Source organism: Roseobacter sp. HKCCA2468 (assembly GCF_037805105.1).
In the GTDB taxonomy this organism is placed as follows: domain Bacteria; phylum Pseudomonadota; class Alphaproteobacteria; order Rhodobacterales; family Rhodobacteraceae; genus M30B80.
Genome location: NZ_JBBLYN010000001.1, coordinates 946,593 through 967,817, shown reverse-complemented (window position 1 = coordinate 967,817; position 21,225 = coordinate 946,593). Strand labels below are relative to the sequence as shown.

Here is a 21,225-nt window from a genome sequence, read left to right as displayed (position 1 = left end):
AAAGCAGCGTGGGACAGAAGGCGCAAATGCCAAGCCCATATCTGCTTTGGGGAGGGACATCATGACGAACCGCATTTTGCTGGTTGAGGATGAGGCCAATATTCTTGAGGCCATCACGTTCATCCTCTCGCGTGCTGGAATGGAGGTGCGCAGCCACGGCAATGGGGCCACCGCCGTGGAGGAGGTCAAACGCTATGGCCCTGATCTGATCGTATTAGATGTCATGCTGCCTGGCAGATCGGGCTTGGATATTCTGCGTGACCTGCGCGCTGATCCGAGCACGGAGGCATTGCCTGTGGTCATGCTGACCGCAAAAGGCCAAGCCAAGGATCGCGAGACGGCGCTTGGGTTGGGGGCGGATGCCTATTTGACCAAACCCTTTTCCAATTCCGAAATGTTGCAGCTTTTGACCCAAATTTTGGACGAACGCGGGGCAAAATCAGCCGTGCAAAAAGGATCGGCCTAAATGAGCCCCCCACGCGACACGTCCCGCGCGGCGCCACCTGCGCGCAGGCATTTGTTTCTTGAACGCGAAAGCTATCGCAAGAATCGCCTGCGTGATGCGGCTGCTTTGATGCCTGTCTTTGGGGGATTGTTGTTCTTTGGCCCCGCCTTCATCCTCACCCCGCGCGAGCAACTGGCAGGGGGGATATCATTCTGGCTTGTCTATTTTTTCGCGGTTTGGACAATCTTGATTGTGATCACCTATATTCTGTCGCGCGCGCTGCGCCAGATTGAGCGCGAAGATGCCTCCGCAGACCTCCCAGACCCTGCGGCCGATCCAGCATCGGGGGAGGGGTGATGCTGTCCTTTGACGGGTTGGTCGCGGTTGCGGTTCTGTATGTGGTGGGGCTTTTTGGCGCGGCTTTTTGGGCGGAGAAACGCGCAGCCGAGGGCAAAGCGCGTTGGCTGCAATCCCCTGTGACCTATACGCTGTCATTGTCGATCTACACCACCGCATGGACATTTTACGGCGCGGTCGGGTCTGCCGCGCGATCAGGGCTTGAGTATATAACGATCTATCTTGGCCCGACCTTGGTCTTCATCGGATGGTTTTGGATCTTGCGAAAATTGGTGCGCATTGGTCGCACGCAAAGGATCACATCTATCGCGGATATGATCTCGTCTCGATATGGGAAATCGGGGGGATTGGCTGCGATTGTGACCATCCTCATGGTGATCGGGGCAACGCCCTATATCGCCTTGCAGATGCAATCGGTGACGCTGTCTTTCTCTGCCTTTATCACGCCAAATTCAGGGCGCGAGATGGATACAGGCCTGATGGCTATATGGGTTGCGGGGGGGCTTGCGCTCTTTACTATCGTGTTTGGGACGCGCTCTTTGGATGTGAACGAGCGTCACCCGGGTCTGGTTTCCGCTATTGCCCTAGAGGCCATCGTCAAGTTATTCGCCCTGATCGCTGTGGGCGTCTTCGTGGTCTGGGGCGTGGCTTCTGGCCCGATGGATATGTTGGCGCGGATCGATGCAAGCCCGCTTGCCTCGATTTCGTCCAATGGCGCGCGTTGGGTCGGTTTAACACTGTTATCGGGCGCCGCGATTTTGTGCCTGCCGCGGATGTTTCAGGTCTTGGTCGTTGAAAACTCTGACGAGCGACATCTGGCAACGGCGGCTTGGGCCTTCCCGCTTTATATGCTGCTGATTTCGATTTTCGTGGTGCCAATTGCTGTGGCTGGCCTGCAAGAAATGCCGCAAGGCGCGAACCCTGATTTGTTCGTTCTGACCCTGCCTTTGTCGCAAGGGCGCGAATTCCTAGCCCTGCTTGCGTTTTTGGGCGGGTTCTCTGCCGCCACCTCAATGGTTATTGTGGCGGCCTTGGCCTTGGCTACGATGTTGTCGAACCATATTATTATGCCTGTCTGGCTGCGCGCCACGCGCCACGATGATCCGATGTCTGGCGATATGCGCCGCGTGGCGCTGATGGCGCGGCGGTTTTCGATCCTTGGGATCATGGCGCTGGGCCTTGCCTATTACCGCCTCTCTGGCGGAACCGAGGCTTTGGCCGCAATGGGATTGATTGCCTTTTTGGGTGTGGCGCAGGTTTTGCCTGCGCTGGCAGGGGGCATATTCTGGCGCGGGGCCACGCGGCTTGGGGCAGGGGCGGGCATTTTGACGGGCTTTGCCGTATGGGCGTGGCTTCTGTTGCTGCCAAATGCCTTTGCGGGTGAGTTGCTGCATGATGTGCTGACCTTGGGGCCAATGGGGGTGCAATGGCTGCGCCCCAATAATTTCCTTGGCATGGCTGGAACAGACCCGCTCTTGACGGCGATGGTGCTGTCTTTGGGGCTGAACACGGTTGTGTTTATCGTGGTGTCTTTGGCAAGCTTCCCGTCCCCGCTAGAGCGCTTGCAGGGCGCGCAATTTGTCAAAGTGTTTGACTATACCCATGCCCCATCGGGGTGGCAGGCGGCGCAGGGCACGGCTGATGATCTTTTGATCATGGCGCGGCGTATTTTAGGGGCAGGGCGTGCTGCGCGTCTGTTTGGGCAGGCGGCCCGCGCGCAGGGGCGGGACAGTGAATTACCCGATCCAACCCCCGATTTTCTGGAGCGCCTTGAACGGGAACTGGCGGGGTCTGTTGGTGCTGCAACAGCCCATGCGATGGTCGGGCAAATTACGGGCGGCGCAGGCGTGTCGGTGCAAGACCTTCTGGCTGTGGCCGATGAGACCGCGCAGATCATGGAATATTCATCGAAACTTGAGGCGCAATCGGCGGAATTGGCCCGCACCGCGGCGCGCTTGCGTGAGGTGAACCAAAAGCTGACGGAACTCTCTGTGCAAAAAGATGCGTTTCTATCGCAGATCAGCCATGAATTGCGCACGCCTATGACCTCAATTCGCGCGTTTTCTGAAATCCTGATGCAATCTGACGGTTTGGATGACGCGGCGCGGGCGCGGTTCTCTAAGATCATCCATGATGAAAGCCGCCGTCTGACACGGCTTTTGGATGATCTGCTGGATTTATCCGTTCTCGAGAATGGCCATGTCTCTCTGAACCCCAGTGAGGTGCATCTCGCGCGGGTCTTAGAGCGGGCGATCAATGCCACCGCCGCCCTTGAGGAAAGCCATCGCCTTGAGATCATTTACAACGGGACGGAGGAGGCGGGCTTTCGTCTGAACACGGACGCAGATCGTTTGGCTCAGGTCTTTATCAATTTGATTTCGAACGCCCAGAAATATTGCGAGGCAGAGGCCCCGCGCCTCACCATCACCCTGCGCGAGACAGCACGACATCTTGAGGTGGAATTTGCCGATAATGGCGCAGGCATTCCTGAACGCCAGAGAAGTTTGATTTTCGAGAAATTCGTGCGCCTTGATGGCACGCGCCCCGCGCGAGGCGCGGGGTTGGGTTTGGCCATCAGCCGCGAGATCATGCAGCGCCTTGGCGGGGGGCTGCACTATGTGCCTTCAGAGGGCGGAGCCGTGTTTTTGGTGCGCCTTCCCAAAGCGGAGGCGCGCGCGGCTTAAACTTTGCTCAACCTTTGCGCGGCTATGATCCCCGAAAGGCCGATGAATTTGGGGGCAGAAAGCGCGCAGGATGACAGAGGGCATTTCAAAAAATCGATCCGATCATACGCGGATCCTGTCCAAAATGCTGGGCCGTGATCTGCCGCGGCAGGCCAGTGCCACGACCCCGCCAGATCCGCGGCAAGAGGCGCGTGTGATCCGTGGGGTGCAGCGGGCCTTGATTGCAGCGGGCGACAGTTACGGCACACTTTCCCCGAATGCGTTGGACTCGACCTTTCATTGGGGGCGCGATCTAGGGGATTTGGGCGCGGTCATGCCCACAGACGGGTTTGTCGCCCTTCTCGAGGGGCAAGTGCCTGAGCAAACTGGTGCAGGAGAAGCTATGATTTACGGCGCGGTGGCGCTGTCCTCAGACGTTTGTCGATGCCATGGTTGAGGTGCAGACAACGGGCCGTGTTGAGGCGCAAACAGGCCCCGCCCGCCCCGTGACGCGGGTTGATATCGTGTTGGTGCGCGATTTTATCGACCTGCTTTTGGCAGGCTGCGCGCGGGAATTCGGCGATTTCCAAGCCCGCGATTGGCCGTTGCGTCTGTCTTTGGGGGAACCTGTAGAAGAACGTCATCGCTTGCCTTTGATTTTGGAGGAGCGGGATTATCACATGTGGAAATTAAGCCTTGAGTTGGGCGGCGGGGTGAAATCGGGGCAGATCGCGTTGATCCTGCCTGTCATTGGGCGCGCCGATGCCGTGGCCCAAGCCCCTAAAAAGCTGCGCAAATTCACCGAGGCAGAGCGGCAGAAATGGCGCGCTGCATGGGGCGCTGCAATTGGCGAGGCTAGCGTTTCGCTTGAGGCCATTTTGATGCGCCGCAAACTGCCTTTTGTTGAGGTTGAGGGGCTGTCTGTCGGCACTGTGCTGCCGTTTACAGATGCAACATTGACCGAAATACGGCTTGAGGATGTGACAGGGCGGGCCGTGTTGCGCGGTCGGTTGGGACAAAAGTCAGGCATGCGCGCCGTGCGCCTTGGCAAAGAAATTACGATGCGCGCGACTGGAGGGCTTGCGCCGCCGCCTGCAGCAGCACCGCCTGCGGTTGACCTGCCTGAGATACCAACACCGCTTGCGATGGAAGCTGCACCTTTGCCGCCAGGCGCATAGGCTTTTGAATAAGCTATGCGTCTGGCGCATGGCGGGATGATCAAATCGGCAGTGGTAAGTCACCCATGCTGTCCCATATGCTGCATAGCAGAAAGGCTGATGTGACAGCCATAGAGGAGAAATGAAATGACAACTGCTTCTGTTTATTCTTTCGCTGATGTTCGCCGTGTAGAGCTTGAAGCCCGCCGTTTGCGCGCTGAAGCGATGAAAGAAATCTTTGGCGCACTCTTTAACGCACTTGGCGCCCCCTTCCGCGCTGCCGCAAAATTGGGTGGCAAACAAGCGGCGCATTTGGCCTAATTTTACGGCCCTCGCCTCGCGCGGCCCTTGCGCGCAGGGGTTTGAGATCAAGAATAGCCTCGGCAATGTGCCGAGGCTTTCTTATTTCCGCCTCATTTATGGGTCATTGGTGCTGAAAACGAGCACAATTCTTGAGTCGCATCTGCGCCTATCTTGGCCACTGCGATAGAGAAGAAACCCAGAATGGGGGAAGATATGTCACGATTGAAAACCGCATTAGGCCTTGTTGCCGTCGCGCTCTCGGCTTCGGCCTGTGTCTCGAACGGGACAGTAACCCGCGAAGCGACCAACGCCTTTGACACATCCACCTTTTTCGATGTTGCCGGAAATGTTTCAAACCCATCGGCACAAACCCAACCCACCCTTGCGGCGTTGATGCGCGAGCGGGGCTGGAGGATCACAGATGTGCGCGTGAATGTGCCGCGCAGTCTCAGCACCTCTGAAGCAAATACCATGAAACCCAATGTCGAACTTTTGTGGCAGGATGAGCCCTATGGGGATCGCTATGCCCAAGTGCGTGACATTCTAGAGCGGCCTATGCGCGGGCTTCTGTCTGCCTTTGAGGGCAGCCGTGACGTGGTTTTGCAACTCAACGTGTCGTTCTTTCATGCCCAGACACCCTTGGTGCGCAGCACGTTTGGCGGTGAGCATGAGATCGAATTCACCTTTTCGCTTTATGACGCGACAACGGGTGCCTTGGTATATGGCCCCGCATCACGGGATCTGACCTTTGCCGCTTATGGCGGACGGCGCGCCGTGGAAGCCGAAGCGATGGGTTTGACCCAGCGTGCGCGCATCGAGGCGCGGATGCATGATTGGATGATTTCCGAATTCCGACTACCTGTGGCCCCATCGGGCGTCACATTCTAATCTCGCCCCTCTTTCAGGGCGCGGTATTCTGAGCTAAAGGCGGGGCATGACACATAAACCTTCGCCCCTTCCCGTTTTGCGTCTGCGTCCCAAGGCCGATGCGCGTGCCATCCGCTTTGGTCACCCTTGGGCTTGGGCCGATGATCTGGTGCTTGATCGCCGCAGCCGCGCGATTGCGGCAGGCAGTCTTGCCATTCTAGAGGATGCCGAGCGCAATCCGCTGGCCCTTGGCATCGCGACACCTGAGGCGAAGATTGCTTTTCGGGTTTTGGAGCGCCGCGTGGATGTCGTGATAGATTCTGCGTGGCTGCAGGCAAAGATCCAAGCAGCTCATGACCTGCGCCACAAGATCTATCCCGCCCCCTATTACCGCCTGATCCATGCCGAGGGGGATGGGTTGCCAGGTTTGATCGTTGACCGCTTTGGCGACTGTTTGGTGATCCAACCCAATGCGATTTGGCTAGAAGATCGGATTGAGGAGATCGCCACCGCTTTGCGCCATGTGACGGGCGCTGAAACGCTGATCAAGAACGGCACGTCCCGCGCGCGCGCCGCGGAAAACCTTCCCGAGGAGATGGTGCAGCTTTCTGGCGCACCGATTTCCGGGCCATTGCCGGTGGTCATGAACGGGGCCACCTATATGGCCGATGTGATGGGGGGGCAAAAGACTGGTCTCTTTTACGACCAACGCCCCAACCATGCCTTTGCTGCGCAATTGGCCAAGGATGCACGGGTTTTGGATGTATTCTCGCATGTCGGCGGGTTTGCCTTGGCAAGTCTGGCCGCGGGTGCGCGCTCGGCCCTGTCGGTTGATGCCTCGCAAGCGGCGCTTGATCTGGCAACGCAAGGGGCCAAGGCCATGGGGGCCGAGGCGCGATTTTCCACCCGCCAAGGGGATGCTTTTGACGTTCTTGAGGCCTTGGCAGGCGAGGCTGCGCAGTTTGATCTTGTCGTGGCCGATCCACCCGCATTTGCGCCATCCAAGCCCGCTTTGGAAAAAGGCCTGCGCGCCTATGAACGCGTTGCACGTTTGTCAGCCCCCTTGGTGGCTGAGGGGGGTGTTCTGATCCTATGCTCTTGTTCGCACGCGGCGGATCTGGAAAAATTCCGCGCCGCGTGTTTGCGCGGCATCGGGCGCGCGGGGCGTGAGGCGCGATTGATCTATACGGGCTTCGCGGGGCCTGATCATCCGCAACATCCAAGTTTGACTGCAACAGGCTATCTGAAGGCTTTGGCCTTCCGCCTGATGCCATGAGGCTTTGTCTGGATGCCTGTGTGCTATACCCCACGGTTCTGCGCGACTGTTTGATGGGGCTTGCGCAGGCAGGGCAGATGACGCCGCTTTGGTCCGATCGCATTCTCGAGGAATGGGCCCGTGCCGCAGAGCGTAATCTTGGGCCTGAGGGGGGTATGATTGCACGCGGCGAAATTGCGCTGTTGCGCGCCAATTTCCCCGCTGCCGTCATCGAGGCGGATTCTGAGATAGAAGCGCGGCTTTACCTGCCTGATCGTGCTGATATTCATGTGTTGGCCACCGCTATCACGGGAAAGGCCGAAGCCATTTTGACCTTTAACCTGCGCGATTTTCCTCGGGCTGAATTGGCGGGCCATGATATCGTGGCCCTCCATCCTGACAGCTACCTGTGCGATATCTGGGCGCAGGAACCTGACTTGGTGGCCAAAATTTGCGCGGGCGTTCTGGCGCGCATGAATGATTTGCGCGAGGCGCCATCTAATCTGCGCAAAATGCTAAAGCGCGCGCGCCTGCCAAAATTGGCGAAACGCCTTGCAGATTAGCGGATTTGCCCGCGCCATTTATCTTCGAGGGTTTCGATGGCTTTGATCCGATCAGCCGTGCTTGGATGGCTCATCAGCCACGCCGCCCCCCCGCGCAATCCTCCGCCAGACAGGGCTTCGAGTTTCCGAAAGAGCGATTTTTGCGGCTCTGTCCCGATGCCGCTTGCCGTCAATAATGAGGCGGCATAGGCATCCGCCTCGTATTCATCGGCACGGCTTAGGCGCGCGGCCAAAAGAGAGGTCAGGATATTGGCGACCCAAATCCCCACCGCCGCAACGGGGATCAACCGCCCCAAAAGGCTGCTGAGGGCAACACGGATTGCATTTTGACCCGAAAAATCAATCATCCGCCGCTTGGTGTGACCCAGTGAGACATGGCCCAATTCATGCGCGATCACCGAGGCCAGCTCTTCGGCAGTGACTTCGCCCGCGCGATATTTTTGATAAAAACCACGGGTAATGAAAATGCGCCCATCTGGTGCTGCAAGCCCATTGATGGCATCAACCTCGTAGAGATGGACAGGAATATCCTCAAGGTCGAGCACCTTGGCCATCCGCTTAGAGATTTCGCGCAGTCGCGGATCGACCAGACGGGTTGAGCGTTCGTCAAGCTCTCGCTTCAGTCGCCAGCTTGAGAACTGGTAACTGAGCAGCGCATAGCCAATGGCCAAAAGGATCGGGGTCAGCTTCAACATAAGGCTGATATGGCGCGGCCCTGCGCCTCGGACAAGGGGTGCTTATGCAAGGGTTGCCTAAACGGGGGCAGGCACGACCAACATCACAAAATAGCCCAAAGTGAACCCGATCAGCCCGCAGACCGCGCCATAATGCAAGAGGTCTAGCTTATTGCCCTTTTTGCGAAAGGCCATAAAGAGGCCGAGGGCAATGCCGCCCAAAAGGCCAAGAAGTGCGGGCAAGGGGATCATGCGAAGCTGTCCTTTTCTCGTCTTAATTGCGCGCGGCTTGAGTTGCGTTTGGAGCGAGATTTGCGATTTCGCCCAAACGAATTTGCATCAGGCTGCGATCCGCAAACCCATAGCGGCCCCATGCGTAGGCTTCAAGCCGTGATCTCTGTGCCTCAGACCCGCGCCCCAATCCTTCGAGTGCTGTTGCGCGCAGCATTGAAAGGCTTGCCAAGAGATGGGCATTTTCACTGCGCCGCGCAATGGGAAGGGCGATTGTGCTTTGCAAAAGTGCTGCGGTCATATCCCCACGCGCAAGGGCCAAGGCCCCGATTTGCATCGCGATATGGGCGCGCTGCACATCGGTGTTGGGCAGACGTTGATATATATCTAGCGCCGATGCAAAGGCGACTGCGGCACGATCAGGGTCGCGGGCCAAGGCAATCCGACCCAAGGCATAATAGCTAAATCCCAAACGCGCATCGCGCATGTTTGAGCGTTGCGCAATGTTGAGCGCCGCTTGCGCGTGTTCAAGGCGCTGTCCTTCGGGCATATTCGGGCCAAGCGCGCGACCGATGGCATTTGACCATGCCCGATTGTCGCGGTTGGCCAGATTGATGCTGGAAACAACACCACCTGTCGGGTTGATCCGCCCCAAAATCGCGGGCAGGCGCGCGGCGACATCGGCCTGACCCATGCCGCTTTGCAAGGACGGGTCATTGAAGATCCGCAGAAACATCATATCGGTCGTGGTGAGCACCGCATGAAAATTGTCATCGTTAAAGACACTGTCGGTCAGGTCATATAGGTCGTTCAATGGCCCCAAAGCCTGCCCCAATTCTTCGTGGAGGCAATCACGCATTTCTTGCAGGCTGGCATCGGCGGGCAGGAAAATAGCCGCGCGGTTTCGGGTGGTGAGGCTCGCCCAATCGGAGGTGACGCGCCCTCGTTGGCGGATGAATTCTTGCCATGTGCTGGCATTGGGCACGACAAAACAGGCCGCTTGAGGCACGGCAGCCGCAATGCGTTCGGCGGGCAGGGCCTCGATTGTGATTTTTGCGGGGCTGTTCGTGCGATAGGCGGTTGCGCTGATCGCAATCCCCGCTTCGGTGCGCAGACGGGTCAGCAGGCGCGACAGCTCCCCCTCCAATGCAGGTGGGGCGGAGGGCGCAAGGGCCACCGTAATCGGCCCTTCAAAACGGCTGATCCGTGGGATTTGCCGCCCCGATTCCAAAACAAAACTGAGGGCCATGAAATCTTCAGCTAAGGATTGGTTGCTGCGCGAAAAACGGATTGGGTTTGGCGCACCAAAACTTGGCAGATCAGATGTGGATGTGTCCAATGCGGGCGCAAGACGCGCCGCCGCATCATCGCGCGGCATATCGGCCATGCAGGCGCACAGCGTGAGCAGCGCCAAAAGGCCAAAAGCGCGGTTTAATTTATTTCGCATATTTAACAAAGCCCGTATCCGTTGCCACGCGATCATAAAGCCGCCGCGCGGTCGCATTGTGGCTTTGTGTCAGCCAATATACCGAAGGCCGCCCTGCCGCTGCGGCATCGGCGCAGACATGATCAATCAAAGCGGCCCCGATACCCTGCCCGCGTGCATCAGGGGCGACAAACAGATCTTGCAGATATGTTACGGGTTCGGCCTTCCACCCGTGAGCGTGAGAGATGACATGAACCAAACCAATCGCGCGCCCATCCTGCCATGCCAACCATGCCATCATATCGCTATGCGCAGGGGTGCTGTAGCGGGTAAAGCTGAGATCAATCACCGCCTCGGCGAGGGTGGTTTCGTAGAATGCGAGATAGGCCTTCCACAGCCCCTCCCACGCGCCCCGGTCTTCAGGGCGCAAGGGCAAAATATCGATTGATCTGGGCATATGTTACTCCGACTACCAATTGCTGTTGCGGATGTATCCACAGATTCTGTCGCAAATTTGGCGAAAACTGGTGTTGTTCTGGGTGATAATCCCTAAGGCATTATAGCCGCGACAAATTGCGCGGGCCAAGCCGAATTGGGGCCATTCGCCAGTCCAAAGCGATTTGAGGCGCAGTTAGAAACGGTTTTATAATAGGGCCTAGGCGCGTGCCGATCCGTTCAGGTGATTTTGAGCGGAAAAACCGTCTTTAGGTGGGTGACATTACCCACGCCATCCTGTAAGCGGAGCCCGAGGTGGTAAAATGACGTCTGATGTAAAATCAAAAATCGGGTCAGCCGCCGCTGAGGGGAACGAGATGAAAGCTGAGACCTTTCTTCCAGAAGACTATCGTCCCGCCGAGGACGAGCCGTTTATGAATGAGCGACAGTTAGAGTATTTCCGCAGGAAACTGCTCAACTGGAAAGCTGATCTGCTTGATGAAAGCCGCACAACTGTCACCGCGCTGCAAGATGGCACGCGCAGCATCCCTGATGTTGCGGATCGCGCGAGTGAGGAAACAGACCGCGCGCTTGAATTGCGCACCCGCGATCGTCAGCGCAAGCTGATCACGAAGATTGATGCTGCTTTGCGCCGTATCGAAGAGGGCGAATATGGCTATTGCGAGGTCACAGGCGACCCGATCAGCCTTAAACGTCTGGATGCGCGCCCGATTGCGACCATGACGCTTGAAGCACAAGAGCGCCATGAGCGCCGCGAAAAAGTCCATCGGGACGATTGATTGCGCGCAGCGAGTTTATAAGATTAAAAAAGGCATCTTTTCGGATGCCTTTTTTCTTTGACGGGTGCGAGGCTGAGCATGCTTATCGGGCGCAGTATTTTGGTGGTTGGGGCAGGTGTTGGTGGCTTGGCTGCGGCCTGCTGCCTTGCGCAACGCGGCGCTTCGGTGCGCGTGCTAGAACAGGCCGAGGAAATCCGCGCCTTTGGGGCAGGGCTTCAACTTAGCCCCAATGGGATGGCCACGTTAGCAGGCCTTGGGCTGGCCGAAGAGATCAGCGCGATATCCCCCCGCGCCAATGCCGTATATCTGCGCGATTTTCGCAAAGGGGCGGCGGTGGCGCGTGTGCCCTTATCCGGTCATGGACGCCCATATCACTATGTCCATCGGGCGGATTTGATCGAGATTTTGGCCAGTCGTGCCCGTGATCTTGGGGTTGAGATCACCCTTGGCGCGGCTGTGACAGGGGTCGAGGGGCGTGATGTGATCTTGGCCGATGGTCAGCGCGAAACTGCGGATGTGATTGTCGGGGCAGACGGATTGCATTCCCGCATCCGCACCCATCTTGAGCCGCGTGGGCATCCGTTTTTCACGGGCCAAGTAGCGTGGCGCGCGGTGATTGAGGCGCAACAGGGCGATGCGTTGCGCGATGTGCAGGTGTTTATGGGGCCTGCCCGCCATATGGTGATCTATCCGCTTCGGGGCGGGACATTGATCAATATCGTGGCGGTTGAGGAACATGACCAGTGGGTTAAGGACTCGTGGTCGGAGCGGGGCGATCCTGCACAGCTGACGGGCCGATTTGGTGATTTTTGCCCCGAGGCGCGTGCCTATTTAGCCCGCGTGACGGAATGCTATCAATGGGGGTTGTTTCGCCATCCGGTCGCGCGCAACTGGCAAAATGGCCAGATGGTTCTTTTGGGGGATGCAGCGCATCCAACGCTTCCCTTCCTCGCGCAAGGGGCCAATATGGCGTTAGAGGATGCTTGGATTTTGGCCGCGCGCCTGTCCGATACGCATGATCTAACCGGGGCTTTGGCTGAATATGAGGCGCTGCGCCGCCCCCGCACCGCGCGGATTGTTCAGGCGGCCTCGGACAATGCAGACCATTATCATATGCGGCCAAGCCTGTTGCGGGTGGCTGCGCATACAGGGCTACGCATGGTAACGCGCTACGCGCCGCATCTGTTGGCGCAACGCTTTGAGTGGATTTACGGATTTGATCCGACTAAGTCGTAAAGCTATAGGGGGGTAGGCTGTTAAACGCATGCTTTAGCGCATCACCCCAACCCATTGAAATTACGTTGAAATACGGATCATCTTTTTCGATCCGTGTTATTGTTCCATGCTTCAAGCTGTCTGCGGTATAGACATGAAGATCAAGCGGCAGGTTGACCGAAAGATTGGCCTTAATGGTCGAGTCAAAACTCACCATCAAAAGCTTGACCGCATCCTCAAAACTCATTTCGGGGTCAAAGGCACGCACCAAAATGGGGCGGCCATATTTCGTCTCGCCAATCTGAAAGAATGGCGTGTCATCGCTGGCCTCGATGAAATTGCCCTCAGGATAAATTAGGAACAGGCGCGGGGGGGCGCCTTTGATCTGGCCGCCCAATATTATGGTTGCGGAAAAGGTTGCCTCTGCCTCAGGCCCATCTTGGCCTGATTGTGTTTTGATCACCTCGCGCAAGGTTTCCCCGACCAATTTGGCGACCTGAAACATCGAAGGCGCTTCGAGGATCGAGGGGTTCCCCCGATCTTCGGCGGGTTTGGCGCGTTCATTCAAGAGGCTGATCACCGCTTGTGTTGTTGCCAAATTGCCCGCGGTCATCAGGGTGATGCTTCGCTCGCCCGGGCCTTCCCATGTGAACATTTTGCGGAAGGTCGATATGTTATCCACGCCCGCATTCGTGCGCGTGTCTGACATGAACACAAGGCCAGAATTCAGTTTCAAACCAACGCAATAGGTCATATCGGGGGCTGTCTTTCACCTGTATTTTTGCGCGAGCTCGAGAATCGCGCCTTGTCTTTATTATTGCTGTTGAACCTGAATATCTACTGAAAGCCGCTCGTCTCCCGCGCCGTAGCGCAGGCCAATGATGGGGGCCGCTTCGCGGTAATCGACACCCGAGGCCACGCGCACATAACGCGTATCTGGGCTGATGCCGTTTGAGACGTCAAAACCAACCCATCCCAACCCCTCAATATGGGCCTCTGCCCAAGCATGGCTTGCGTCTTGGTGGATGCGGTCTTCCATCATCAAATAGCCCGAGACATAGCGCGCGGGGTATCCCAAAAGGCGGGCGGCTGAGATGAAAATATGGGCGTGATCCTGACAGACACCGCTGCCTGCCTCTATGGCTTCTTCGGCGCTGCTGCCTGCATGGGTGGGGCCAATGGCATAGGGGACAGCCTCTAGGATACGGGCAGACAGGGTGTGCAGTCGTTCAATATCGCTGAGTTTGGCATCCCTAAGCCCCGCGGTCAGTTTGCGCGTCCCATTGCCCGCACGGGTCAGATCGGAGGGCTGTAAAAACACCCATAGGGGGACAAGTCCACGATGGGCCCCATGCACGCCCGCAACCTCGTTTGTTTCGATCTCGCCTGTGCAAGTGACCTCAACCGCTTGTGCATCAGGGGCAAAAGAAATCAGCGTTACAAGGTTTTGGTTATGGTCAAGATAACTGCATTCCACTGTGCCACCCGTCACCTGCATTTGCCAATCCTGCACAGATTGCGCAGGCGTGTTTTGCGGCGTCAGTCGCAATTGCTGAAGCCCGTAAGAGGGCGCAGTGTCAAAACCATAGCTTGTGCGGTGGGACAGTTTTAATCGCATAAGCACCTCATCCGATAAAACGGTAATCGGTTTCGATCTGGCGGCCAAGTGCCGCTAAGTCCTGCAAAAAGGTCAGGATGAACTCATGCAATCCTTCCTCAAAGACTTGGTCGATGCTGCTTGTGCAAAGCCGCGCATTGAGCCGTGCTGCCATCGCGTGGCAGGGCAGGGTGCTGCCATATTCCGCCTCAAGGTAGCCCAGATTACTTTGCAATTTACCAAGTGCGAATTTCAGGCTGCGGGGCATGCGCCCGTCAAAGATGAGAAAGTCTGCGATGCCTTTGGGTGTGACCGCCCCTTGGGTCAACCAAGAATAGGCGCGTTGACCCGCCACCGCGCGCAGGATCGTTTCCCATTGCACGTTATCAAGGTTTGACCCGATTTGGCTGATAGAGGGCAGCAGGACATAGTATTTCACATCCAAAATACGTGCGGTGTTATCGGCGCGTTCTAGGAATGTGCCAAGCCGCGCGAAATCGAAAACATCATTGCGCAGCATCGACCCGTGCAAGGCGCCGCGCACCAGTGCGGATTGCTGTCGCACCAAGGCAATCGTATCGGGTAGGTTTTTATCTGTGGCGGGGCGGGCAAGGGTGCTGCGCAATTGCATATAGGTGTCATTGACTGCTTCCCAGACCTCGCGGGTGAGGGCGGTGCGCACCATGCGGGCGTTTTGGCGGGCTTGGGCCATGCTTGATTGCACAGATGACGGATTGGTCGCATCCCGCAATAGAAAATCCACGACATTGGCTGCATCAGCCGTCTCGTATTTGGTGAAAAACAACTGCTCTGCGGCGGCTGTTTTCAGCAGGCTTTGCCATTCGTCATTGGAACGATCTGGCCGTGTCAGCGCAATGCGCAGGCCCGTCTCAATCAGACGGGTCGTGTTCTCGGCGCGCTCTAAATGGCGGAACATCCAAAACAATCCGCCCGCGGTTTTGCCTAACATGGCCGTTGCCCCCTATGCGCGCTCATTCTTCCAGAACCCATGTGTCTTTCGTCCCGCCCCCTTGGCTGGAATTCACCACGAGTGAGCCTTTCTTCAGCGCCACGCGCGTCAGTCCGCCGGGGGTGATTTCGATGCCATTGGGGCTGACCAAGACGAAGGGGCGCAGATCGACATGGCGAGGGGCAAGCCCCGCTTTGGTCAGGATGGGCACTGTCGAAAGCGCCAAGGTCGGTTGTGCGATGTAATTCGCGGGCCGTGATTTCAGCTTGGCGCGAAACGCTGCCAATTCCTTTTTCGAGGCGGCAGGCCCAACAAGCATTCCATAGCCGCCCGACCCATGCACCTCTTTGACCACCAATTCATCGAGATGGTCTAGCACATAGGCCAATGCGTCCGCCTCAGAGCACCGCCAAGTCGGCACATTTTCCAAAAGCGGCTTTTCGCCCGTATAGAATTCGACAATCTCGGGCATGTAGGAATAGATCGCCTTATCATCGGCAATCCCTGTTCCAGGCGCGTTGGCAATGGTGATGCCGCCTGCGCGATAAACATCCATAATCCCTGGCACACCAAGCAAGCTGTCAGGGTTAAAGCTGAGCGGATCAAGGAAATCATCATCGACACGCCGATAAAGGACATCAATCGGTTTGTAGGCGCGCGTGGTGCGCATGGCGATTTTACCATCCACAACGCGCAAATCGCTGCCCTCGACCAATTCGACCCCCATATGGTCGGCCAAAAACGCGTGTTCAAAATAAGCGGAATTATGAATGCCCGGTGTCAGCACGGCCACAGCCCCATCGCCTGAGGCATGGCGCGGCATCGAAGCGCCAAGCGAACGCCGCAAAGCAAGTGGATAATCCCCAACGCCGCGCACCTTAATGCGCCCGAACAGTTCGGGGAACATCTGAAGCATGGTTTCGCGGTTTTCGAGCATATAGGACACGCCCGATGGGGTGCGTGCATTGTCCTCAAGCACATAGAATTGATCCTCGGCCACGCGCACCAGATCAATTCCCACGATATGCGTGTAAACGCCGCCCGGTGGTTCTAGCCCGATCATAGCCTTGAGGAACGCATCGTTTTTGGCAATCAGCTCAATCGGAATGCGGCCTGCGCGGATGATTTCTTGCCGGTGGTATATATCGTGCAAAAAGGCGTTGATGGCGCGAACGCGCTGTTCGATGCCGCGCGTCAGACGCGCCCATTCTCGGCCAGAGATGATACGCGGCACGATGTCAAACGGGATCAGACGTTCATCTGCATCAGCGGCACCATAAACGTTGAAGGTGATGCCCGTGCGGCGGAAGAACCGCTCAGCCTCGCCCGATTTGCGGATCAGGTCGCGGCGATCTTCGCCCTCGAACCATCTATGATAGGCCTCGTAAGGCGGGCGCGCCCCGTTATCAGGGCCGAGCATTTCATCAAAAAAGGGGGTGGGGTTTTCCATCTACGCTTACCCAATACCAGTTCCCCTATCGGTGGCGCGATATCGGGGTCTGGGCTAGGGCGCATCGCCCTGCAGCTTGGGGGGCAATGGTTAACTTTGGCTCAACTGCCTAATTTTTAGGCGCAGATGCCTCAGTATCGAGCCAAATGGTAACGGGGCCGTCATTGATCAGTGAAACTTTCATATCTGCACCAAACTGTCCCGTCTCAACTTTGGGGCCAAGCGCGGCAAGGCTTTGCGCGAAATGTTCGTATAGGGCACGCCCCGTCTCAGGGTCTGCGGCCTGCGAAAACCCTGGCCTGTTGCCTGTGCGCGTATCGGCGGCAAGGGTAAATTGGCTGACCACCAGTGCCGCGCCGCCTATGTCCACAAGTGCGCGGTTCATCTTGCCCGCCTCATCCTTGAAGATGCGCATTTTGGCGATCTTTTGGGTCAAATGTTCGGCCTGCGCTGCGGTGTCACCGCGCATTGCGCAGATCAAGATCAAAAGGCCTGCGCCGCATTGCCCAATCGTTTCCCCATCCACACGGACGGCAGCCTCACTTACCCGTTGAAGCAAGGCGCGCATCGGTTAAATCTCGGCGCGCAGTGGCGGGTTCGCGCCCGCTCGTGCGACAGTTACGGCGGCGGCCCGCACGCCCAGATCAAGCGCGGCATTTAGAACATCTTGTGGCAAGGGGGCTGCAAGCGCCGCTTTGCTCAGATATCCTGCTTCGGCCAAGCCCGTCAGGATGCCTGCGTTAAACGTATCGCCCGCGCCCACAGTATCCACAACCGTGGCGGGGATCACGGGATGGGTCAGCTGCCCATCTGCCGAATAAGCGGTAACCCCATCGGCCCCTTTTGTGATCAGCACAAGTTTCGCGCCCGCCGTTAAAAGATCACCCACGGCCTCTGCCTCTGAGCTGTTATTGCTCAGCCATGCAAGATCCTCATCTGACAGCTTTATGATGTCAGCCACGGCCAACATCCGCGCCAGTCGTGCGCGATAGCGGGCCGCGTCCGCGATAAAGCTAGGTCGAATATTTGGGTCGATCATGACAGGCAGACGGGCTGCCTCGCGGAGGCAGAGTGTCTCATAGGTATCTGCGCAGGGCTCTACGGCCAAGGATATGCCCCCAAAGAACAGCGCCGTGATCCCCTCCAAAGAGGCGGGCAGGTCAGCGGGAGAGATCATGCGCCCTGCGGTGTTTTCATCGTAAAACGCATAGGTGGCGTGGCCATCTTTCAACGTCACAAAGGCCAAGGTCGTAGGGCGGTCGCTGAGCAAGCACAGGCTTGTGTCCACATGATTGCCCGCCAAATGCCCTTCTAAAATCTGCCCGAAAAGATCACGGGATAGGCCCGTCAGCATCGCAGTCTTTTGTCCCAAGCGCGCTGCGGCAATCGCCGTGTTGAGAACTGCGCCGCCTGAGTAAGGTGCAAAGGCGGCTTCGCCTGCACGGGTTTCGCGTGGCAACATATCAATCAAAGATTCACCACAGCACAGCAGCATGGCGTAGGCCTTTCCAAATGTGACGTATCCCCGCCGCGCTTTGCGGCCCGCGTGGTCTAGCAAGAGATTGATGTTAGCGCAAACAAGAATGCAGCGCCTTAACGGATGTATCCGTCATAGACATAAGCGAGGCCAAGCGCCAACAGAGCCGCCAGGATCAGCGCGATAGCGATTTTGATCGCGGAATAGGGTCGCTCTCCCATTACTTTGCCCGTCTGCCCATTGACAACAAAGCGATAGGACTTTCCGCCATAGCGATAGGCCGATACCCAGACAGGCAACAGGATATGCTTGAAGGTCACATCCCAAATTTCCGTGTCGACATGGTCAATGCGCTGATGATCGCCGCCAATATCGCGGCGGATTGCGGCACGGATTGCTTGATCCATCCGCGCGCGGGCCTCCTCCATCCCCGTCTCTAGGTCGATGCTATAGGCTTCGGCCCGAAAACCTGACAGGAATTCTGGCTGATAGGGGGCAAGGGCGGTCAAATCCCACGGTGCGAGCGTGTCGGTAAATCGCTTGGGCAGGCTTTCTGAAGCCAAGACCAAGAGAGCGTCAAACGCCAATCGCACCTGCCCCGTGACGCGGCGCCATGTTGTTGTGGTGCTGCTGCGCCGGCCCCCCTTGCCATCCGAGACGCTGGTGGTGTGATCGGTGCCGCGCTGCCCGCGATATTGGCTCGCGGTTTTGGCGTCATATGTCCAATAGGGGGTGTAAATCCCTTCCGTCTGCCGCGAGGCGCTTGCGTATTTCTTCAAACCATTGGGGGCGAACCACAGCCCCTTGAGCCAATTTTCCATCGCGCGATGTGCTTCGCGCTCGGTCAAGGTAAAGGGAAGCACGGCTTGGGGTTTGATCTGTCGATGTGCGCCAGATCCAACCACAACAGGCGTGGCGCAAAACGGGCATTCTAGCGCGTGATCTGTGTCTGACACTTCAACACGGGCAGCGCAATTCGGGCAGGTTGAGACGCGGGTTTCAACCTCCTGCGCTGTCTCGCGGGATGCGCGCAAAGCCGCGCGATAATCCTGTTCGCGGATTGCCGTGACATCCCAAGGGCCTTGATCGGGCATCTCCACGCTGCTTTGCGCGCCGCAATGCGCGCAGACCATCGCGCCTACTTGAGGGGTCCAACGCATATCGCCCCCGCAGGCGGTGCAGGGAAAGCGGCGATGGGGTTGATCTGTCTTTGCCTTTGGCATCACGACTTAGGGCGCGGGTGGCGGTGGCGGTGGCGGCGGTGGAAGGATGGTGAAGAGCTGCGCCAATTCGCGCACATCCTCGGCGCGCATCCATCCGTCTTGCCCTGCCGTCCATACAAGCGTGTCGCGGGTCAATGTGCCATCGGTTGCCATGCGGCCAAGGCTGGCCTTGGAAAATGGCCCTTTGGTCGCACCGTTCTCGGCAATGTGCCACACATGTTCGACTGGTGGCGGGGGTGGTGCGGCAGGCGCAACGGGGGCAACAGGGGCTGCACCCCAAGGCCCTGCTTGAAACGCGGCCTGTGCGGCCCCTATGCCCAAGCCCATACCCAGACCCGCGCCCATGCCGCCATCCCCCTGAGGGTTTTGTGCTGCCGCCTGCATGGCCTCCGCGGCGGCAAATTGAGTATAGGTCTTCATATCGCCCAAGATGCCCATCGAAGACCGCTTATCAAGCGCGGCTTCAACCGCCTCGGGCAGGGATATATTCTCGATATAAAGCTCGGGAAGGCTCAGGCCATATTGGGTTATGGTGTCAGAAATCCGCGCGGCGATCAGTTTGGCGAATTCAGCCGTATTCGCGGCCATGTCCAAAACGGGAATGGCGCTATTGGCCACAGTTTGGCAGAATTGCTGCACGATGATGTTGCGGATTTGGAAGCTGATCTCATCCGTGGTGAACTCGCCATCTGTTCCCACGATTTCGGTCATGAACCGCGCCGCATCGCTGACGCGCACAGTATAGGTGCCAAAGGCGCGCAGGCGGATTGGCCCAAATTCGGGATCACGTAGCATCACAGGGTTCTTCGTGCCCCATTTCAAATCGGTGAACCGCTGTGTCGAGACGAAATAAATTTCGGATTTGAACGGCGATTTGAACCCATGATCCCAATGCTGAAGGCTGGTCATAATCGGCATATTGTTAGTCTCAAGCATGTAGAGACCGGGCGTAAAGACATCCGCCAATTGGCCTTCATGGATGAACACCGCAACTTGGCCTTCGCGCACAGTCAGCTTGGCCCCGTATTTGATTTCATGCCCCTCGCGCTCAAAGCGATAAACCAATGTGTCACGGGTGTCGTCCGTCCATTCAATGACATCAATGAATTGACCTGAGAGGAAATCAAAAATGGGCATGAGCAGCCTTCTTTAGCTAGACGCGTCAATCAATTCTGCGGCAATCGCTTCGACAATGGGGCGCGCCTCATCAGGGGTCATGCCAATGTCTAGGCGCGGGTCATACAGCACGCGCAACAGCAATTCGTCATGCGCGGTCAAAAGTGCAAATTCTTCATCATCATTAAAAATCGAGGGACGCGCCGTTGGGCTGTCATTGGGCAATCCCAACCCTTGGGCGATTTCCTCATGGATGCAGGAGGTGCGCATCAAATCGGGATGCTCTGTGCGGATTACGGCAATGGCGCTGCGATATTCTGGCTGCGCATTTGAACGCGCAAATGCATAGACAGAGCAGAACGTATAGCGCGGCAGGTTCTCAATTTCGCGGATGATTGAAGCATCAATATTGGGCGCGATGCTGCGCAGATAGGGGCCGATTTCTGCTTGCTCGTCACGGCTGATGAACAGCACATGGAAATTTCCACCCGATCCGACCAAATCAATCGGATGCCGCGCGGCGCGGCTGAGTTGTCGGGTGTAATTGGCCAGAATTTGGCGATCCCGTGCCATTTTCTGTGGGTCGGTTGCTGGCCCAAAATGGGCTTCGATACGGACAGGATCAATCCATCGCCTCAGCCGCGAGGGGGTTTGACGGGCGACAAAGCGCCCGTTTTCCAGAGCATATTCATCATAAAGCGCAATGGCCTCGAAATTGCGCGCCAAAGCACGGCGCGACACGGGCGCATCCGAGGGGGTGGCGGATTGGCGCAATAACCCCTCACGCAGAAGCCGCGCCTCGGTTTGGGCGTAATATTGCGCGTAAAGCGCGCTCTCAGCCGAAGGGGTGGTGGTCGCTATGCTGCTTGCCACCCCGTTCTGCCCCGTGGCACTTGGCCCGAGGGCCTGACATCCCGCCAAAAGGCCAAGCGCCGCCCCAACCCATAGACCGCGCCAAGCCTTTTGCCCCAAAACCCTCACTTTACCCATAATCAACACAA

The 21,225-nt window shown here is 57.5% G+C and carries 24 protein-coding genes; 11 read left to right on the top strand and 13 right to left on the bottom strand.

The window, feature by feature from the left end:
- The first annotated feature begins 61 nt into the window (after positions 1 to 61).
- The 9 genes from AAC620_RS04855 (at position 62) to AAC620_RS04815 (ending at position 7,610) form a co-directional block, all read left to right on the top strand.
- On the top strand, positions 62 to 466 hold the full coding sequence (locus AAC620_RS04855; protein WP_317655977.1) for a response regulator transcription factor: 405 nt from the start codon (positions 62 to 64) through the stop codon (positions 464 to 466).
- Positions 467 to 802, top strand: a complete 336-nt coding sequence (locus AAC620_RS04850) for a hypothetical protein (protein WP_317655976.1) — start codon at positions 467 to 469, stop codon at positions 800 to 802.
- Complete coding sequence (locus AAC620_RS04845; protein WP_340243064.1) at positions 802 to 3,486, top strand: ATP-binding protein; 2,685 nt, start codon at positions 802 to 804, stop codon at positions 3,484 to 3,486. Before AAC620_RS04850 ends, AAC620_RS04845 begins: the two co-directional genes overlap by 1 nt.
- A 70-nt stretch (positions 3,487 to 3,556) precedes the next feature.
- The gene (locus AAC620_RS04840) at positions 3,557 to 3,922 is read left to right on the top strand and encodes a hypothetical protein (RefSeq protein ID WP_340243062.1); all 366 of its coding nucleotides are present in this window, start codon (positions 3,557 to 3,559) and stop codon (positions 3,920 to 3,922) included.
- Positions 3,915 to 4,643 carry a FliM/FliN family flagellar motor switch protein gene (locus tag AAC620_RS04835; protein ID WP_340243060.1) on the top strand — a complete coding sequence of 243 codons (729 nt, stop codon included), beginning with the start codon at positions 3,915 to 3,917 and terminating at the stop codon, positions 4,641 to 4,643. Before AAC620_RS04840 ends, AAC620_RS04835 begins: the two co-directional genes overlap by 8 nt.
- 126 nt (positions 4,644 to 4,769) lie before the next feature.
- Positions 4,770 to 4,943 (top strand): RSP_7527 family protein, encoded by a 174-nt coding sequence (locus AAC620_RS04830; RefSeq protein WP_340243058.1) that lies wholly within the window; start codon positions 4,770 to 4,772, stop codon positions 4,941 to 4,943.
- A gap of 195 nt (positions 4,944 to 5,138) precedes the next feature.
- Positions 5,139 to 5,813 (top strand): DUF6778 family protein, encoded by a 675-nt coding sequence (locus AAC620_RS04825; RefSeq protein ID WP_340243056.1) that lies wholly within the window; start codon positions 5,139 to 5,141, stop codon positions 5,811 to 5,813.
- 46 nt (positions 5,814 to 5,859) lie between these two features.
- On the top strand, positions 5,860 to 7,068 hold the full coding sequence (locus AAC620_RS04820) for an RSP_2647 family RNA methyltransferase (RefSeq protein WP_340243054.1): 1,209 nt from the start codon (positions 5,860 to 5,862) through the stop codon (positions 7,066 to 7,068).
- A complete protein-coding gene (locus AAC620_RS04815) occupies positions 7,065 to 7,610 on the top strand; it encodes an RSP_2648 family PIN domain-containing protein (protein ID WP_340243052.1) in 546 nt (181 codons plus the stop codon). Before AAC620_RS04820 ends, AAC620_RS04815 begins: the two co-directional genes overlap by 4 nt.
- Here the strand turns inward: AAC620_RS04815 and AAC620_RS04810 are convergent.
- Genes AAC620_RS04810 through AAC620_RS04795 form a run of 4 tightly spaced genes read right to left on the bottom strand, consistent with a single transcriptional unit; the run spans position 7,607 to position 10,398 of the window.
- On the bottom strand, positions 7,607 to 8,305 hold the full coding sequence (locus AAC620_RS04810; RefSeq protein ID WP_340243050.1) for a M48 family metallopeptidase: 699 nt from the start codon (positions 8,303 to 8,305) through the stop codon (positions 7,607 to 7,609). The genes AAC620_RS04815 and AAC620_RS04810 overlap by 4 nt on opposite strands.
- Positions 8,306 to 8,362: 57 nt before the next feature.
- Entirely contained in the window at positions 8,363 to 8,536 is a 174-nt protein-coding gene (locus AAC620_RS04805) for a hypothetical protein (RefSeq protein WP_317655964.1), read from the bottom strand.
- Between the two features lie 22 nt (positions 8,537 to 8,558).
- On the bottom strand, positions 8,559 to 9,902 hold the full coding sequence (locus AAC620_RS04800) for a DUF2927 domain-containing protein (protein ID WP_340243047.1): 1,344 nt from the start codon (positions 9,900 to 9,902) through the stop codon (positions 8,559 to 8,561).
- A gap of 49 nt (positions 9,903 to 9,951) precedes the next feature.
- Positions 9,952 to 10,398: a GNAT family N-acetyltransferase gene (locus AAC620_RS04795; protein ID WP_340243045.1), complete on the bottom strand. Its 447-nt coding sequence runs from the start codon at positions 10,396 to 10,398 to the stop codon at positions 9,952 to 9,954.
- 355 nt (positions 10,399 to 10,753) lie between these two features.
- Here AAC620_RS04795 and dksA point away from each other — a divergent pair, with 355 nt between their 5' ends.
- Together dksA and AAC620_RS04785 are read left to right on the top strand one after the other, a co-directional pair.
- Positions 10,754 to 11,176, top strand: coding sequence for an RNA polymerase-binding protein DksA (gene dksA / locus AAC620_RS04790; RefSeq protein ID WP_317656682.1), 423 nt, complete (start codon positions 10,754 to 10,756; stop codon positions 11,174 to 11,176).
- Positions 11,177 to 11,254: 78 nt separating this feature from the next.
- Positions 11,255 to 12,412 (top strand): FAD-dependent monooxygenase, encoded by a 1,158-nt coding sequence (locus AAC620_RS04785; RefSeq protein WP_340243044.1) that lies wholly within the window; start codon positions 11,255 to 11,257, stop codon positions 12,410 to 12,412.
- Here the strand turns inward: AAC620_RS04785 and AAC620_RS04780 are convergent.
- The 9 genes from AAC620_RS04780 to AAC620_RS04740 form a co-directional block, all read right to left on the bottom strand.
- Positions 12,402 to 13,145 (bottom strand): proteasome-type protease, encoded by a 744-nt coding sequence (locus AAC620_RS04780; protein WP_340243042.1) that lies wholly within the window; start codon positions 13,143 to 13,145, stop codon positions 12,402 to 12,404. The genes AAC620_RS04785 and AAC620_RS04780 overlap by 11 nt on opposite strands.
- A gap of 60 nt (positions 13,146 to 13,205) precedes the next feature.
- Complete coding sequence (locus tag AAC620_RS04775) at positions 13,206 to 14,009, bottom strand: transglutaminase family protein (protein ID WP_340243041.1); 804 nt, start codon at positions 14,007 to 14,009, stop codon at positions 13,206 to 13,208.
- A 7-nt stretch (positions 14,010 to 14,016) separates the two neighbouring features.
- The gene (locus AAC620_RS04770; RefSeq protein WP_317655954.1) at positions 14,017 to 14,958 is read right to left on the bottom strand and encodes an alpha-E domain-containing protein; all 942 of its coding nucleotides are present in this window, start codon (positions 14,956 to 14,958) and stop codon (positions 14,017 to 14,019) included.
- Positions 14,959 to 14,980: 22 nt separating this feature from the next.
- A complete protein-coding gene (locus AAC620_RS04765; protein WP_340243039.1) occupies positions 14,981 to 16,408 on the bottom strand; it encodes a circularly permuted type 2 ATP-grasp protein in 1,428 nt (475 codons plus the stop codon).
- A gap of 109 nt (positions 16,409 to 16,517) precedes the next feature.
- Entirely contained in the window at positions 16,518 to 16,976 is a 459-nt protein-coding gene (gene dtd / locus AAC620_RS04760) for a D-aminoacyl-tRNA deacylase (protein WP_340243037.1), read from the bottom strand.
- A 3-nt stretch (positions 16,977 to 16,979) separates the two neighbouring features.
- Positions 16,980 to 17,903, bottom strand: coding sequence for a carbohydrate kinase family protein (locus AAC620_RS04755; protein WP_340243613.1), 924 nt, complete (start codon positions 17,901 to 17,903; stop codon positions 16,980 to 16,982).
- A gap of 98 nt (positions 17,904 to 18,001) precedes the next feature.
- Positions 18,002 to 19,045, bottom strand: coding sequence for a primosomal protein N' (replication factor Y) - superfamily II helicase (locus AAC620_RS04750; protein ID WP_340243035.1), 1,044 nt, complete (start codon positions 19,043 to 19,045; stop codon positions 18,002 to 18,004).
- Between the two features lie 69 nt (positions 19,046 to 19,114).
- Positions 19,115 to 20,245: an SPFH domain-containing protein gene (locus AAC620_RS04745; protein ID WP_340243033.1), complete on the bottom strand. Its 1,131-nt coding sequence runs from the start codon at positions 20,243 to 20,245 to the stop codon at positions 19,115 to 19,117.
- A gap of 12 nt (positions 20,246 to 20,257) precedes the next feature.
- A complete protein-coding gene (locus tag AAC620_RS04740; RefSeq protein WP_340243032.1) occupies positions 20,258 to 21,214 on the bottom strand; it encodes a DUF2927 domain-containing protein in 957 nt (318 codons plus the stop codon).
- Positions 21,215 to 21,225 lie beyond the last annotated feature (11 nt).

What these genes read in the sequence shown, in the direction of transcription:
- AAC620_RS04855 (WP_317655977.1), top strand. Translation starts at nt 62, where the DNA reads ATGACGAACCGCATTTTGCTGGTTGAGGATGAGGCCAATATTCTTGAG.
- AAC620_RS04850 (WP_317655976.1), top strand. Translation starts at nt 467, where the DNA reads ATGAGCCCCCCACGCGACACGTCCCGCGCGGCGCCACCTGCGCGCAGG.
- AAC620_RS04845 (WP_340243064.1), top strand. Translation starts at nt 802, where the DNA reads ATGCTGTCCTTTGACGGGTTGGTCGCGGTTGCGGTTCTGTATGTGGTG.
- AAC620_RS04840 (WP_340243062.1), top strand. Translation starts at nt 3,557, where the DNA reads ATGACAGAGGGCATTTCAAAAAATCGATCCGATCATACGCGGATCCTG.
- AAC620_RS04835 (WP_340243060.1), top strand. Translation starts at nt 3,915, where the DNA reads ATGGTTGAGGTGCAGACAACGGGCCGTGTTGAGGCGCAAACAGGCCCC.
- AAC620_RS04830 (WP_340243058.1), top strand. Translation starts at nt 4,770, where the DNA reads ATGACAACTGCTTCTGTTTATTCTTTCGCTGATGTTCGCCGTGTAGAG.
- AAC620_RS04825 (WP_340243056.1), top strand. Translation starts at nt 5,139, where the DNA reads ATGTCACGATTGAAAACCGCATTAGGCCTTGTTGCCGTCGCGCTCTCG.
- AAC620_RS04820 (WP_340243054.1), top strand. Translation starts at nt 5,860, where the DNA reads ATGACACATAAACCTTCGCCCCTTCCCGTTTTGCGTCTGCGTCCCAAG.
- AAC620_RS04815 (WP_340243052.1), top strand. Translation starts at nt 7,065, where the DNA reads ATGAGGCTTTGTCTGGATGCCTGTGTGCTATACCCCACGGTTCTGCGC.
- AAC620_RS04810 (WP_340243050.1), bottom strand. Translation starts at nt 8,305, where the DNA reads ATGTTGAAGCTGACCCCGATCCTTTTGGCCATTGGCTATGCGCTGCTC.
- AAC620_RS04805 (WP_317655964.1), bottom strand. Translation starts at nt 8,536, where the DNA reads ATGATCCCCTTGCCCGCACTTCTTGGCCTTTTGGGCGGCATTGCCCTC.
- AAC620_RS04800 (WP_340243047.1), bottom strand. Translation starts at nt 9,902, where the DNA reads ATGGCCGATATGCCGCGCGATGATGCGGCGGCGCGTCTTGCGCCCGCA.
- AAC620_RS04795 (WP_340243045.1), bottom strand. Translation starts at nt 10,398, where the DNA reads ATGCCCAGATCAATCGATATTTTGCCCTTGCGCCCTGAAGACCGGGGC.
- dksA (WP_317656682.1), top strand. Translation starts at nt 10,754, where the DNA reads ATGAAAGCTGAGACCTTTCTTCCAGAAGACTATCGTCCCGCCGAGGAC.
- AAC620_RS04785 (WP_340243044.1), top strand. Translation starts at nt 11,255, where the DNA reads ATGCTTATCGGGCGCAGTATTTTGGTGGTTGGGGCAGGTGTTGGTGGC.
- AAC620_RS04780 (WP_340243042.1), bottom strand. Translation starts at nt 13,145, where the DNA reads ATGACCTATTGCGTTGGTTTGAAACTGAATTCTGGCCTTGTGTTCATG.
- AAC620_RS04775 (WP_340243041.1), bottom strand. Translation starts at nt 14,009, where the DNA reads ATGCGATTAAAACTGTCCCACCGCACAAGCTATGGTTTTGACACTGCG.
- AAC620_RS04770 (WP_317655954.1), bottom strand. Translation starts at nt 14,958, where the DNA reads ATGTTAGGCAAAACCGCGGGCGGATTGTTTTGGATGTTCCGCCATTTA.
- AAC620_RS04765 (WP_340243039.1), bottom strand. Translation starts at nt 16,408, where the DNA reads ATGGAAAACCCCACCCCCTTTTTTGATGAAATGCTCGGCCCTGATAAC.
- dtd (WP_340243037.1), bottom strand. Translation starts at nt 16,976, where the DNA reads ATGCGCGCCTTGCTTCAACGGGTAAGTGAGGCTGCCGTCCGTGTGGAT.
- AAC620_RS04755 (WP_340243613.1), bottom strand. Translation starts at nt 17,903, where the DNA reads ATGCTGCTGTGCTGTGGTGAATCTTTGATTGATATGTTGCCACGCGAA.
- AAC620_RS04750 (WP_340243035.1), bottom strand. Translation starts at nt 19,045, where the DNA reads ATGCGTTGGACCCCTCAAGTAGGCGCGATGGTCTGCGCGCATTGCGGC.
- AAC620_RS04745 (WP_340243033.1), bottom strand. Translation starts at nt 20,245, where the DNA reads ATGCCCATTTTTGATTTCCTCTCAGGTCAATTCATTGATGTCATTGAA.
- AAC620_RS04740 (WP_340243032.1), bottom strand. Translation starts at nt 21,214, where the DNA reads ATGGGTAAAGTGAGGGTTTTGGGGCAAAAGGCTTGGCGCGGTCTATGG.